This window comes from Serratia sp. JKS000199 (assembly GCF_900215455.1).
Classification (GTDB): Bacteria; Pseudomonadota; Gammaproteobacteria; order Enterobacterales; family Enterobacteriaceae; genus Serratia; species Serratia ureilytica.
In genome coordinates this window covers 4,326,884-4,341,254 of the sequence record NZ_LT907843.1, presented here as the reverse complement: position 1 = coordinate 4,341,254, position 14,371 = coordinate 4,326,884, and the positions used below count along the sequence as shown (strand labels likewise).

Annotated in this window: 11 protein-coding genes; 6 read left to right on the top strand and 5 right to left on the bottom strand. The window is 60.7% G+C overall.

Annotated features, from left to right (window positions below):
* Window positions 1-164 precede the first annotated feature (164 nt).
* The gene (gene glnA / locus CPH57_RS20570) at window positions 165-1,574 is read right to left on the bottom strand and encodes a glutamate--ammonia ligase (RefSeq protein ID WP_033645173.1); all 1,410 of its coding nucleotides are present in this window, start codon (window positions 1,572-1,574) and stop codon (window positions 165-167) included.
* Window positions 1,575-1,944: 370 nt separating this feature from the next.
* Here glnA and typA point away from each other — a divergent pair, with 370 nt between their 5' ends.
* The 5 genes from typA (at window position 1,945) to fabY (ending at window position 6,873) form a co-directional block, all read left to right on the top strand.
* On the top strand, window positions 1,945-3,768 hold the full coding sequence (gene typA, locus CPH57_RS20560; RefSeq protein ID WP_004931243.1) for a ribosome-dependent GTPase TypA: 1,824 nt from the start codon (window positions 1,945-1,947) through the stop codon (window positions 3,766-3,768).
* A 166-nt stretch (window positions 3,769-3,934) separates the two neighbouring features.
* Entirely contained in the window at window positions 3,935-4,525 is a 591-nt protein-coding gene (yihX, locus tag CPH57_RS20555; RefSeq protein WP_033652265.1) for a glucose-1-phosphatase, read from the top strand.
* Between the two features lie 51 nt (window positions 4,526-4,576).
* Window positions 4,577-5,470, top strand: coding sequence for a virulence factor BrkB family protein (locus CPH57_RS20550; protein ID WP_025304713.1), 894 nt, complete (start codon window positions 4,577-4,579; stop codon window positions 5,468-5,470).
* The gene (gene dtd / locus CPH57_RS20545) at window positions 5,467-5,904 is read left to right on the top strand and encodes a D-aminoacyl-tRNA deacylase (protein WP_016929644.1); all 438 of its coding nucleotides are present in this window, start codon (window positions 5,467-5,469) and stop codon (window positions 5,902-5,904) included. Before CPH57_RS20550 ends, dtd begins: the two co-directional genes overlap by 4 nt.
* A 21-nt stretch (window positions 5,905-5,925) precedes the next feature.
* The gene (gene fabY, locus CPH57_RS20540; RefSeq protein WP_004931235.1) at window positions 5,926-6,873 is read left to right on the top strand and encodes a fatty acid biosynthesis protein FabY; all 948 of its coding nucleotides are present in this window, start codon (window positions 5,926-5,928) and stop codon (window positions 6,871-6,873) included.
* A 38-nt stretch (window positions 6,874-6,911) separates the two neighbouring features.
* Here fabY and CPH57_RS20535 read toward each other — a convergent pair whose 3' ends face one another.
* Complete coding sequence (locus tag CPH57_RS20535) at window positions 6,912-8,573, bottom strand: AsmA family protein (RefSeq protein WP_096242690.1); 1,662 nt, start codon at window positions 8,571-8,573, stop codon at window positions 6,912-6,914.
* Window positions 8,574-8,701: 128 nt separating this feature from the next.
* Window positions 8,702-10,102 (bottom strand): NCS2 family protein, encoded by a 1,401-nt coding sequence (locus CPH57_RS20530; protein ID WP_033645176.1) that lies wholly within the window; start codon window positions 10,100-10,102, stop codon window positions 8,702-8,704.
* Between the two features lie 240 nt (window positions 10,103-10,342).
* Here CPH57_RS20530 and gltS point away from each other — a divergent pair, with 240 nt between their 5' ends.
* On the top strand, window positions 10,343-11,554 hold the full coding sequence (gltS, locus tag CPH57_RS20525; protein ID WP_033645177.1) for a sodium/glutamate symporter: 1,212 nt from the start codon (window positions 10,343-10,345) through the stop codon (window positions 11,552-11,554).
* Window positions 11,555-11,596: 42 nt separating this feature from the next.
* Here gltS and recG read toward each other — a convergent pair whose 3' ends face one another.
* Both recG and trmH read right to left on the bottom strand, forming a co-directional pair.
* On the bottom strand, window positions 11,597-13,678 hold the full coding sequence (gene recG / locus CPH57_RS20520) for an ATP-dependent DNA helicase RecG (RefSeq protein ID WP_042785598.1): 2,082 nt from the start codon (window positions 13,676-13,678) through the stop codon (window positions 11,597-11,599).
* Entirely contained in the window at window positions 13,675-14,370 is a 696-nt protein-coding gene (gene trmH, locus CPH57_RS20515) for a tRNA (guanosine(18)-2'-O)-methyltransferase TrmH (RefSeq protein ID WP_004931227.1), read from the bottom strand. Before trmH ends, recG begins: the two co-directional genes overlap by 4 nt.
* Window position 14,371 lies beyond the last annotated feature (1 nt).

Here is a 14,371-nt window from a genome sequence, read left to right as displayed (position 1 = left end):
CTATCCTACTCCATCCGGGATCGGCGCGGTATGGAATAGTTTTGCAGAAAATACGGTGGAGAAAAAAACCCATCCGAAGATGGGCTGAAAGTTTCCACGGCAACAAAAAAGCGATAACAAAAATTGTGGGCGCCGTCCGCCTTTGCAGACGGCGCGGGTAGGGCTTAGACGCTGTAGTACAGTTCGAACTCGACCGGGTGTGGCGTCATGCGAACGCGGTCCATCTCTTCTTTGCGCAGTTCGATGTAGGCATCGATCGCATCGTCGGTGAACACGCCGCCGCGGGTCAGGAACTCGCGGTCTTCGTTCAGCGCGGCCATCGCTTCGTCCAGCGAGCCGGCCACTTTTGGGATCTCGGCTTCTTCTTCCGGCGGCAGGTCGTACAGGTTTTTGTCCATGGCGTCGCCAGGGTGGATCTTGTTGATGATGCCGTCCAGGCCGGCCATCAGCAGTGCGGCGAAGCACAGGTATGGGTTAGCCGCCGGATCCGGGAAGCGGGCTTCGATGCGGCGCGCTTTCGGGCTGGCGACCACCGGGATGCGGATGGACGCGGAGCGGTTACGGGCGGAGTAGGCCAGCATCACCGGCGCTTCGTAGCCTGGCACCAGACGTTTGTACGAGTTGGTGGTCGGGTTTGCCAACGCGTTGATCGCCTTGGCGTGCTTGATGATGCCGCCGATGTAGAACAGCGCGGTTTCAGACAGGCCGCCGTATTTGTCGCCGGCGAACAGGTTGGTGCCGTTCTTGGACAGCGACATGTGGCAGTGCATGCCGGAACCGTTGTCGCCGAACATAGGCTTCGGCATGAAGGTCGCGGTTTTACCGAAGGCGTGCGCCACGTTGTGCACCACGTACTTGTAGATCTGAATTTCGTCGGCTTTCTTGGTCATGGTGTTGAAGCGGGTCGCCACTTCGTTCTGACCGGCGGTCGCCACTTCGTGGTGGTGCGCTTCAACCACCAGGCCCATCTCTTCCATGGTCAGACACATGGTGGAACGCAGATCCTGCGAAGAGTCGACCGGTGGAACCGGGAAATAACCGCCTTTCACCGCCGGACGGTGGCCTTTGTTGCCGCCGTCGTATTGAGTGCCGGAGTTCCAGGCGCCTTCGATGTCGTCGATGGCCACGTGGGAACCGCGGATGCTGCTGCCGAAGCGGATGTCGTCGAACAGGAAGAACTCAGGCTCTGGCCCGAACAGCACGGTGTCCGCGATGCCGGAGGAGCGCAGGAAGTCTTCGGCGCGTTTGGAGATGGAGCGCGGGTCGCGATCGTAGCCTTGCATGGTGCCCGGCTCGAGAATGTCGCAGCGAATGATCAGCGTAGGTTCTTCGAAGAACGGATCCAGAACCGCCGTGCTGGCATCCGGCATCAGTACCATGTCAGATTCGTTGATGCCCTTCCAACCACCGATAGAGGAGCCGTCAAACATTTTGCCTTCTTCGAAGAAGTCGGCGTTTACCTGATGAGCCGGGATAGTCACGTGCTGTTCCTTACCCTTGGTGTCAGTGAAACGCAGGTCTACGAATTTCACTTCATGCTCATTCAGCATCGTCAAAACGTGTTCAGCGGACATACTTAACTCTCCCGGTTTATCATTGTCGTCGTCGTGGAACGAATCTGTGGAACTGGCTTTTTTTCGCCTTGAAAAGACTAAAGCGAAAAGCGTGCCAACTTTTTAAAAAGGCTTTCATCGCCTTTCTGCGCGGGTTTTACCCAGACACAGTATGCACCATCAGTGATAATTTGCACTGTTATGGTGCAATAAGGGTGGGGGTGGGCACTGAAATGGTGCAAAAGTGCAACGATTGCGGCTTTTTGCACCGTGAAAGGGATCACAAACTGACCGGTACGCGGTTGTTTATAGGAGATGGTTGTGATCTTGTTTAGTCCCTCGCTTAATACGTGTACAATAGCGCGCTATTTCTAATGCCCGAGGCAAAGCTGTGATCGAAAATTTGCGTAACATCGCCATTATTGCCCACGTTGACCATGGTAAAACCACCCTGGTTGACAAGCTGCTGCAACAATCCGGTACTTTCGGAGAGCGTGCGGAAGCCACCGAACGCGTAATGGACTCCAACGATTTGGAGAAAGAGCGTGGGATTACCATCCTCGCAAAAAACACCGCCATTAATTGGAATGGTTACCGCATCAACATCGTGGATACCCCAGGACACGCCGACTTCGGCGGTGAGGTAGAGCGCGTGATGTCGATGGTTGACTCGGTGCTGCTGGTTGTGGATGCAATGGATGGCCCTATGCCGCAAACCCGCTTCGTGACCAAAAAGGCGTTCGCCAACGGTCTGAAGCCGATCGTGGTAATCAACAAGGTTGACCGCCCTGGCGCGCGCCCTGACTGGGTTGTGGATCAGGTGTTCGACCTGTTCGTGAACCTCGACGCGACCGACGAGCAGCTCGACTTCCCGATCATCTACGCTTCTGCGCTGAACGGCATCGCCGGCGTCGACCACACCGACATGGCGGAAGACATGACCCCGCTGTATCAGGCGATCGTCGACCACGTGTCTGCGCCGCAGGTTGAGCTGGAAGCGCCATTCCAGATGCAGATCTCCCAGTTGGACTACAACAACTACCTGGGCGTTATCGGCATCGGCCGCATCAAGCGCGGTAAAGTGAAGCCGAACCAGCAGGTCACCATCATCGACAGCGAAGGTAAAACTCGCAACGGTAAAGTGGGTAAAGTGCTGGGTCACCTGGGTCTGGAGCGTATCGACAGCACCCTGGCGGAAGCGGGCGACATCATCGCCATCACCGGCCTGGGCGAGCTGAACATCTCCGACACCATCTGCGACACCAACGCCGTAGAAGCGCTGCCGGCTCTGTCCGTCGACGAACCGACCGTAACCATGTTCTTCAACGTCAACACCTCGCCGTTCTGCGGTAAAGAAGGTAAGTACGTGACGTCGCGTCAGATCCTTGACCGTCTGAACAAAGAGCTGGTGCACAACGTGGCGCTGCGCGTTGAAGAAACCGATGATGCTGACGCCTTCCGCGTATCCGGTCGTGGCGAGCTGCACCTGTCGGTGCTGATCGAAAACATGCGCCGTGAAGGTTTCGAGCTGGCGGTTTCCCGTCCGAAAGTTATCTTCCGCGAAATCGATGGCCGCAAGCAGGAGCCATTCGAGAACGTGACGCTGGATATCGAAGAGCAGCATCAGGGTTCCGTGATGCAGGCGATGGGTGAGCGTAAAGCCGACCTGAAAAACATGGATCCGGACGGTAAGGGCCGCGTGCGTCTCGACTACGTGATCCCAAGCCGCGGTCTGATCGGCTTCCGTAACGAATTCATGACAATGACTTCGGGTACCGGTCTGCTGTACTCCACCTTCAGCCACTACGACGACGTGCGTCCGGGCGAAGTGGGCCAGCGTCAGAACGGCGTGCTGATCTCCAACGGCCAGGGCAAAGCGGTCGCGTTCGCGCTGTTCGGCCTGCAGGATCGCGGCAAGCTGTTCCTGGGCCACGGTGCGGAAGTGTATGAAGGCCAGATCATCGGTATTCACTCACGTTCCAACGACCTGACCGTAAACTGCCTGACCGGTAAGAAGCTGACCAACATGCGTGCTTCCGGTACCGACGAAGCGACTACGCTGGTTCCGGCGATCAAAATGACCCTGGAGCAAGCTCTGGAGTTCATCGATGACGACGAACTGGTAGAAGTGACGCCAACCTCGATCCGTATCCGTAAGCGTCACCTGACGGAAAACGATCGTAAGCGTGCCAGCCGCGGTCCAAAAGACGCTTAATCGCTGATTGAGTGTCTCATGCTTAGGGCGCGGCTCTCGCGCCCTGAGTTTTTTCCTCTGTTGTTCCCCGTTTGTGCGGCGCGCTATGCGCTTTTCCGTTCGCTCCCTGTTCAGCTGTTCCTTTTCCCGCTACAGTGAAATCTCACCGGCCCATCAGGAGAGGACTATGCTGTATATCTTTGATTTAGGTAATGTGATCGTCGATATCGATTTCAAGCGTGTGCTGGGCGTGTGGAGCAATTTGAGCGGCACGCCGTTGGCGGTGTTGTCCGATCGTTTCACCATGGGTGAGGTGTTCCAGCAGCATGAGCGCGGTGAAATCAGCGATGAAGACTTCGCCGGCAAACTGTGCGATGAAATGGGCATCGCGCTCAGCTTTGAGCAGTTCGCCACCGGTTGGCAGGCGGTATTCGTCGCGCTGCGCCCGGAGGTGATCGACATCATGCAGCGCCTGCGCAACGAAGGTCACCGGGTGGTGGTGCTGTCGAACACCAACCGTCTGCACTGCAATTACTGGCCGCAGCACTATCCTGAAGTGGCCGCCGCCGCCGATCATCTCTATTTGTCGCAAGATCTCGGCATGCGCAAACCTGAAGCTGACATCTACCGGCATGTGCTGGCTGCGGAAAACACCGCCGCCGCCGACGTGGTGTTCTTTGACGATCACCCGGCGAACGTCCTCGCCGCGCAGGCGCTGGGGATCAAGACGGTGCACGTCACCGATCGCGACGTGGTGCCGGCCTATTTTGCTCAATGAGCGCAGGGCGCGTTAAGCTTAAGGCGTATCAACGGACATCAAGGAGTGACCATGTCGTTTTTCCGCCGCAAGAAGCTGCCTTCTGCGATTAAGCCAAGCGTCACCTTCGGACGGCTGCTGTACCAACGCATCGACCACGATGGCCTGACGATGTTGGCGGGCCATCTCGCCTACGTTTCCCTGCTGTCGCTGGTGCCGCTGGTCACCGTGGTGTTCGCGCTGTTCGCCGCTTTCCCGATGTTTTCCGACATCAGCGAACAGCTGAAGAGCTTCATCTTTTCCAATTTCGTGCCAGCCGCCGGCAACGTCATCCAGAACTACCTGGAACAGTTCGTCGCCAATTCCAACAAGATGACCGCCGTCGGCACCTGCGGGCTGATCGTTACCGCGTTGCTGTTGATCTCCTCGGTGGACAGCGTGCTGAACACCATCTGGCGCAGCAAGAACAAACGGCCGATCGTCTTCTCCTTCGCCGTGTACTGGATGGTGCTGACGCTGGGGCCGCTGCTGGTGGGCGCCAGCATGGCCATCAGTTCCTACCTGCTGTCGCTCAACTGGCTGGCGCAGACCGGCGTCAACGGCCTGGTGGATCAGGTGCTGCGCATCTTTCCGCTAATTTTGTCGTGCATCTCCTTCTGGCTGCTGTATTGCATCGTGCCGACGGTGCGCGTGCCGCCCAAAGACGCGCTGATTGGCGCGGTGGTGGCCGGATTGCTGTTCGAGCTGGGTAAGAAGGGATTCGCGCTGTACGTCACCATGTTCCCCTCCTATCAGCTGATTTACGGCGTGCTGGCGGTGATCCCGATTTTATTCCTGTGGGTCTACTGGAGCTGGTGTATCGTGTTACTCGGCGCGGAAATCACCGTGACCATCGGCGAATACCGCGACTACCGCCGGCAGAAGGCGGAGCAACAGGAACAAAAACCAGAAGGGCAGCAGGAATGATTGCGTTGATTCAACGGGTGTTAAACGCCAGCGTCACGGTGGGTGGCGAGACAGTAGGCAAGATTGGCCCCGGTTTGTTAGTGTTATTGGGCGTGGAGCAGGGCGATAACGAGCAAAAAGCGCAGCGCCTGTGCGAACGCGTATTGGGATACCGCATTTTCGGCGACGAGAACGATAAGATGAATCTCAACGTCCAGCAGGCCGGGGGCAGCGTGCTGGTCGTTTCGCAGTTCACCCTGGCGGCGGACACCCAGAAGGGCATGCGGCCCAGCTTCTCGCGCGGCGCCGCGCCTTTGGTCGCCGATCGGTTGTATCAATATTTTGTTGGCCAGTGCCGCGAACGCGGCGTAGAGACCCAGACCGGCGAGTTCGCCGCCGACATGCAGGTGGCGCTGGTCAACGATGGTCCGGTGACATTCTGGCTACAGGTCTAAGCATTCGGAGAACAGGCGTCTATGTATCACCTACGAGTACCCGTAACAGAGCAAGAACTGAAGGAGTATTACCAGTTTCGCTGGGAAATGCTGCGCAAGCCGCTGCACCAGCCGGTGGGTTCGGAAAAGGATGCCTATGACGCCATGGCCCATCACCAAATGGTGGTGGACGAGGCCGGTAAAATCGTCGCCATCGGGCGGCTGTACATCAATGCCGACAACGAGGCGGCGATCCGTTTTCTGGCGGTAGATCCGACGCTGCAGGATAAAGGGCTGGGGACGCTGGTGGCGATGACGCTGGAGTCGGTCGCGCGGCAGGAAGGCGTGAAGCGGGTGGTGTGCAGCGCCCGTGAAGACGCGGTGGATTTCTTCGCCAAACTGGGCTTCGTCAATCAGGGCGAGATCACCGCGCCGCAGACCACCCCGATCCGTCACTTTTTGATGATCAAACCGGTGGCGACGCTGGACGATATCCTGCATCGCCCCGACTGGTGCGGCCAATTGCAGCAGGCCTGGTATGAACACATCCCGCTGAGCGAAAAGATGGGCGTGCGCATCAGCCAATACACCGGCCAGCGCTTCGTCACCACCATGCCGGAGATCGGCAACCAGAATCCGCACCATACGCTGTTTGCCGGCAGCCTGTTCTCACTGGCGACGCTGACCGCCTGGGGGCTGATTTGGCTGCTGCTGCGCGAGCGCCATCTGGGCGGCACCATCATTCTGGCGGATGCGCACATTCGCTACAGCAAACCGATTACCGGCAGGCCGCGGGCGGTGGCGGATCTCGGCTCGCTGAGCGGCGATTTGGCGCGTCTGGCGCGCGGCCGCCGCGCGCGCGTACACGCCGAAGTGCATCTGTTCGGTGACGAGGACAAGGGCGCAGTGTTCGAAGGCACCTATATGGTGTTGCCGGCCGAGCCGGATGTGCCGTTGGATCAGGGCGGCTCTGAAGCGCTGGAGGAGTAAGGCGGCGGCCCTGCCCTGAGGGCGGGCCGCGCAGTGCACTACGGCAGTTGTTGGTTCACCGCTTGGCCGTCGCCGGCGGTGGCCTGCAGATTGCCTTTCAATGAGGCCTTGAACGGCCCATCGCTGTTCAGCAGCCCTTTCAACTGCAGCTCAAGGTTGCCGTCACCCGTCAGCGGCACCGGCTGCCATCCCCATTGCTGCAAGGTGTTGATCGGTACCGAACGGCCGTGCAGCGTCAGCTGGAACGGCTTGCCCGGCAGCTGATCGACGGTCGCTTTGGCCTCAAGCAACCCATTGGGCATAAAGGCGCTGAGCTCGGTGACGGCGATCTGGTTGGCGTCGGCGTTCAGCGCCAGCGAAGGGCGCCGCACGTCGATTTTGTTGAAGGTGGCCTCGCTGCCGTTCAGGTTCAGCGAACCGGACCAAATGCCCCACTGGTGGTCGCGCGCCAGCAGCAGGTTGCTGCCGTAACCGTCCAGCGCGGTGATCTGGAACGGGAATGCCGGGTTGATATCGATAATCAGATTGCGGTTGGTGGTCAGCTTGGTGACGTACACCTCCGCCAGCCAGTCCGGCAGCGGTTTCAGCCACAGCTCGCGCCAGTCGATAGGCAGGGTGTACTCCAGCGCCGCCATGGCCACTTCATCCAGCTGCAGGCGTTTGCCGGCGCGCAGCCAGTTGCCGGAGGTGCGTAGCAGCCCGCCTTCCCAGCGGGTGGTGAACTGCTGAATGGCGATGCCGGCGGAAGAGAGCCGCAGGGTGGCGATCGGATCGATCAGGTGGAAACCGCCGTTGACCACGTCGCCGGCGTTGAAGTTGAGCGAGCCGTCTTCACTGCGCCAGTCGCCTTTTTCGACGCTGACGTTTTGCAGCGACAGGTCGAGATCGTTAACCGCCCACGCCTTGCCTTCCAGGCGCGCATCGATCAGATCGAAACGCTTGAGGGTGACCGGCGGCAGAGCGGTGAAGCGCCGCATGAATTCCGCCAACGTCATCGGGGTCTGCATGCGCACGCCGCTCAGCCGCAGGCGATCCACCTGCCAGCTGCCGTCGGTGGCGCGGCTGGCCACGCCGGTCAGGTCGCCCTGCGCCAGATCGGCGCCGAAGTTGTTCAACAGCAACTGGCCCTGTTTTTGCTCCCCCTGCACCAACACCTTCGAGGCGGGGATGCCGTTCAGCGTCATCGAACCGGCGCTGAACTGGAACTGGTTGTTGTCCCCCAGCAGATGGCCGGCCAGCGGGCGCCACGGCGTGATGCCGGCATTGACCTGCTGTGCGTTGAGCTGCCACTCGCTATCGTTGGACTGCAGCGCCATGTTGCTCAGTTGCAGCACGTCGGCCTGTACGGGCAGCGCAACAGCCTGTGGCTGCACGTTCAGCGTGCCGTCGCGCAGCGTGACGCTGTAAAAATAGCGCGGTTCGGTGATTTGGCGCAGGCTGAGGCCGAGATCGACGCGTTTGGCGACCAGCGCCTGAGGTTGGCCGCTGCGCGCCAGCTGCACGTCTTCCAGACCGATCTGGCCCGGCTGATTCCACGAGTGGGTGATTTTTCCTATCGACAGGCGGTATTCGCTGTTGTCGCTGATCCAGGCGCTCAGACGGCCTGCCGCCCAGCGGGTTTGCCCCACCAGATACAGCACCACCACCGCCAGCACGATCAGCAGCAGCAACGTCAGCAACAGCTTTCCGATAAATTTCATCGTCTACATCCGCATCGGTCAAAAAAGATACCCTGTTTATGCCGCAATTGGCCGGGCATCTCAAGGGCAATGGTCTGATAGACAATAAAAAACGGCCGCAAGCGGCCGTTTGAACGCCAATGGGCGGGTTACTTTTTCTCGTGTTCCTGCGGGAACACCAGGTTCAGCACGATGGCGGTAATGCCGCCGGCGGCGATACCGGAAGAGAGCAGGGTTTTCAGCCAGTCCGGCGCGAACTGCAGGATCAGCGGCTGCTGGGAGACGCCCATGCCGACGGCCAGCGACAGCGCCATGATCATGATGGCGCGCCGGTTCAGGCGTTCGCGCGACACGATGCGCACGCCGGAGGCGGCGATGGTGCCGAACATCACGATGGTCGCGCCGCCCAGTACCGGCTCGGGGATGTGCTGCACGAAGCCGGCCACCGCCGGGAACAGCCCCAGCGCGATCAGCATCAGCGCCACCACGAAGCCGACGTAGCGGCTGGCGACGCCGGTCAGCTGGATCACGCCGTTGTTCTGGCCGAAGCAGGAGTTGGGGAAGGTGTTGAACACCGCCGACAGCATCGAGTTCAGGCCGTTGGCCAGTACGCCACCTTTCAGACGCTTCATGTACAGCGGCCCGCTAACTGGTTGTTCGGAGACGTCAGAGGTGGCGGTGATGTCGCCGATGGTTTCCAGCGAGGTGACCATAAAGATCAGCATCAGCGGCAGCAACAGGTTCCAGTCGAAGCCCAGGCCGTAATAGAGCGGCGTTGGAATGGTAATCGCCGCCGTCGGCGCCGCCGGAGCGTCGGCGGGCAGCATGTCCATCGCCCAGGCCAGCAGGTAGCCGACCGCCATGGCGATCACCAGCGAAGCGACGCGCAGGTAAGGGTTGCGCTGGCGGTTCAGCAGGATGATGACCGCCAGCACCGCACCGGCCAGCAGCAGGTTTTTCGGCGAGCCAAAGCTGTGGTCGTTCATCGCGGCATAGCCGCCGCCGATCGAGGTCAGGCCGACCTGAATCAGCGACAGGCCGATGATCATCACCACGATGCCGGAAACCAGCGGGGTGATGATGCGGCGCGCCAGATGCAGCACGCGCGACAGCAAAATTTCGGTGCAGGAGGCGACCATCAGGGTGCCGAACAGCGCGGCCATCATGGTCGGCACGTCGGCACCGCCGTTTTTCAGCGCCAGGCCGCCCATGATCAATGGCGAAACGAAGTTGAAGCTGGTGCCCTGAATCGACAGCAGCCCGGAGCCCACCGGCCCCCAGGTTTTGATTTGCAGAATGGAAGCCAGACCGGAAGCGAACAGCGACATGCTGATGATGTGTTGGGTATCCTGCGCCGGCAGACCCAGCGCCTGGCAGATCAACAGCGCCGGAGTGATCACCGCAACGAACATCGCCAACAGGTGCTGGCCGGCGGCAAACAGCGTTTGTGGCAGCGGCGGGCGGTCTTCGAGGCGATAAATCAGTTCGCTGGCGCGGGGTTCAGAGGCGGTTTGGCGTGCGGCATCAAGCTCGGAGGATGACATGCTCATGGTGTGGCGTTTCCAGATACGGCAAAGCAGGCATTTTAATGCGCCGCCCCGCAAAAGCAAACGGTTGCGCCTAAATATTATGTTGCCGACTTTCCCGTTTATGTCGCATTTTCATTCATTTTTTCTTGTCATCTCAGCGTTTTTTACTTCTAATCCTGCACTCATCAAGTTTAAAAACTACGTGGTTTTCTATAACTTATTATTTTTATTTGGATCTTTTCCCTTACATGGAGTACCTGGATGTTTCATCTTGATACTTATGGCACGTTAGTCGCGGCGACGCTGGTTTTGCTCCTTGGGGGCAAGTGCGTCAGAAGCATTCCTCTGCTGCGAAAATATACCATTCCCGCTCCCGTCGCCGGCGGTTTGCTGGTGGCCCTCCTGCTGTTAGTCCTGAAAAAATTCGCCAACTGGGAAATCAGCTTTGACATGTCGTTGAAGGATCCGCTGATGCTGGCCTTCTTCGCCACTATCGGCCTGAACGCCAACCTGGCGCGGTTGCGCGCCGGCGGCAAAGCGCTGATGGTATTCCTGTTCGTGGTGTTGGGGCTGCTGCTGGTGCAGAACGCCATCGGCATCGGCATGGCGAAAATGCTGGGACTGGATCCGTTGATGGGCCTGATCGCCGGTTCGATCACCCTGTCGGGCGGCCACGGCACCGGGGCGGCCTGGAGCAAGCTGTTCATCGAGCGCTACGGCTTTGAAAACGCGACGGAAGTCGCCATGGCCTGCGCCACCTTCGGCCTGGTGCTGGGCGGCCTGATCGGTGGCCCGGTGGCGCGCTATCTGGTTAAACACTCCTCTACGCCGGAAGGCACGCCGGAAGACAGCGTGCAGCCGAGCGGCTTCGAGAAGCCGGAAAGTGGCCGCCTGATCACCTCGCTGGTGATGATTGAAACCATCGCCATGATCGCCATTTGTTTGAGCCTGGGGCAACTGATTGCCGGTCTGCTGAGCGGTACGGTGTTTGAACTGCCTAACTTCGTTTGCGTGCTGTTCGTCGGGGTGATCCTCAGCAACACGCTGGCCTTCACCGGTTTCTATACCGTGTTCGAGCGGGCGGTATCGGTGCTGGGCAACGTCAGCCTGTCGCTGTTCCTGGCGATGGCGTTGATGAGCCTGCGCCTGTGGGAGCTGGCTTCGCTGGCGCTGCCGATGCTGGCGATCCTGGCCGTACAGACGCTGGTGATGGCGCTGTACGCGATCTTCGTCACCTACCGGGTAATGGGCAAGAACTACGATGCGGCGGTGCTGGCCGCCGGCCACTGCGGCTTCGGCATGGGCGCCACGCCGACGGCGATCGCCAACATGCAAGCGATCACCGATCGCTTCGGCCCGTCGCACCTGGCGTTTCTGGTGGTGCCGATGGTGGGGGCGTTCTTTATCGATATCGCCAACGCCATCGTCATCAAGCTGTATCTGCTGTTGCCGGTGTTCCCGGCGGTGGGATGATATCGCGAGTCATCATGAGAAGGGCGCCTGCGGCGCCCTTTTTTATGCGTTGGAGTAGCGCGCCTTCTCTGGCAGCCAGCGTTCGATCAGCGCCTGGGCGTGTTCCGGGTAGTGCTGATGGAGATGGCGAGCGACGCGCTGCACTTCGGGGATCATCGCCTGGTCGCGCAACAGGTCCGCCACCTTGAATTCGGCGCTGCCGGTCTGGCGGGTGCCGAGCAGCTCGCCCGGGCCGCGGATCTCCAGATCGCGCTGCGCGATGACAAAGCCGTCGTTGCTGTCGCGTAGCACCTGCAGGCGCGTTTGCGCGGTTTTGCTAAGCGGCGTTTTGTACAGCAGCACGCAGTGTGAAGCCACCGCGCCGCGCCCTACGCGGCCGCGCAGCTGGTGCAGCTGCGCCAGGCCCAGCCGTTCCGGGTTTTCGATGATCATCAGGCTGGCGTTCGGCACGTCGACGCCGACTTCGATCACCGTGGTGGCGACCAACAGCTGCAGCTCGCCCTGTTTAAACGCCTGCATCACCGCCTGCTTTTCCTGCGCTTTCATGCGGCCGTGCACCAGCGCCACCTTCAGCTCCGGCAGCGCGGCTTTCAATTCTTCCCAGGTGGCTTCCGCCGCCTGCGCTTCCAGCAGCTCGGACTCTTCGATCAGCGTACACACCCAGTAAGCCTGCCGTCCTTCTTCCAGACAGGCGCTTTTCACCCGTTGAATGATGTCGGCGCGGCGGGTATCGGGAATGGCGACGGTGGTCACCGGCGTACGGCCCGGCGGCAGCTCGTCGATGACCGAGGTATCGAGATCGGCATAGGCGGTCATCGCCAGCGTGCGCGGGATTGGCGTGGCCGTCATGATCAGCTGATGGGCGTGGAAGCCCTGTTCTTCGCCTTTCTCCCACAGCGCCAGCCGCTGATGCACCCCGAAGCGGTGCTGCTCATCAATGATCACCAGCGCCAGGCCGTTGAACTGAACCTGCTCCTGGAAGATGGCGTGGGTGCCGACCACCATCGACACCTGGCCGCTGGCGATGGCTTCCTGCTGCGCGATGCGCGCCTTGCCTTTCTGTTTGCCCGCCAGCCAGCCGACCTCCAGCCCCAGCGGCTCGAACCACTGGCGGAAGTTGTTGGCATGCTGTTCGGCCAGCAGCTCGGTCGGCGCCATCAGCGCCACCTGCTTACCGTGCGCGATGGCGCGCAGCGCCGCCAACGCCGCCACCAGCGTTTTGCCGGAGCCGACGTCGCCCTGCACCAGCCGCATCATCGGGAAGTCTTTTTGCATATCGGCTTCGATGTCGGCCACCACGCGCGTTTGCGCGCCGGTTGGCGAGAACGGCAACTGGGCGAGAAAACGGTTTTTCAGCCGATCGTCCGGCAGCAGCGGCTGCGCCTGATAACTCTGCGCGCCGGCGCGCACCGCCAGCATGCTGAGGTTATGCGCCAGCAGCTCTTCGAGGATCAGACGCTTTTGCGCCGGGTGTTTGCCCAGCTCCAGATCCGCCAGCTGGATGTCCGGCGGCGGGCGATGCAGGGTGTGCAGCGCCTGCGGCAGGCTCATCAGGCCGCCGCTCAGCTCCGGCGGCAGCAGTTCGGCGATGGCGCAGGTATCCAGCAGCTCCAGCGCCTGGTCGGTCAGCTTGCGCAGCGTGGCCTGCCGCACCCCCTCGGTGGTGGGGTAGACCGGCGTCAGCGACTCCTGCAGCTCAACCTCGCTGGTTTCGCCCTGAATACGGTATTCCGGATGGATGATCTCCGCGCCGTGGTTGCCGCGTTTGATCTCGCCGTAGGCGGTCACGCGGCGGCCGGTGGCCAGGCTGTTCTTCATTGCGGCGTTGAAGTTGAAGAACCGCATGGTGAGGATGCCGGTGCCGTCGCTGATCTGGCAGGTCAGCATGCGGCGGCGGCCGAAGCTGATGTCGCTGCGCAGCACTTCCCCTTCTACCGTGGCGTAGATGCCTGGCAGCAGATCGTTGATCGGGTAGAGGCGGGTGCGGTCTTCGTAGCGCAGCGGCAGGTGCAGCAGCAGATCCTGAATGGTGTCGAGGCCAAGCTTGGCCAGTTTGCCCGCCTGGCTGGCGCCAACCCCGGAAAGCGTGGTGAGTGGGACAGCATCCAGCAGGCGGCCTTTCATTTGCGCACCGTCGCCTGCATGGCCGCCCACCATTCGGCGCTGGCGACCACCTGGCCCTGTTCGTCGATCTGCGGACGCGGCAGCCCCTTGCGCTTGGCCACGTTGGCCAGCACCGGATAGCCGCCTTCGAACAGCAGACGCTGCTGCTCTTCTTCGTCCAGCATGCTGTTGTCGCGGCGATACAGGCCGGCGTTTTGCCGCTGGCGCTGCGCCTCATACAGGATCAGCGCCGAAGCCACGGAGACGTTGAGCGATTGCACCATGCCGATCATCGGAATGACGATGTCCTGATCGGCGAGCGCCAGCGCTTCTTCGGTGATGCCGGTTTTTTCCTGGCCGAGCAGCACGCAGGTTGGCCGAGTGTAGTCCACCTCGCGGAAATCGACCGCGCGCGCAGACAGGTTGGTGGCCAGAATTTGCATGCCCTGCGCTTTCAGGTGGCCGACCGCGTCGCCGATGGTGCGATGGGTCTTGACGCTGACCCAGCTGTTGCTGCCGGCGGCGGAGGAAACCAGGGTGCGCATGCGGGTGGTGGGCCACACGGCGTGGACCTGATGCACGCCGACGGCGTCGGCGGTGCGGATAATGGCGGAGACGTTATGCGGTTTGTGCACTTGCTCCAGGCAGACCGTCAAATCCGGCTGCCGGGTCGCGAGCATTTCACAAATCCGCGCATAGCGTTCAGGACTCATA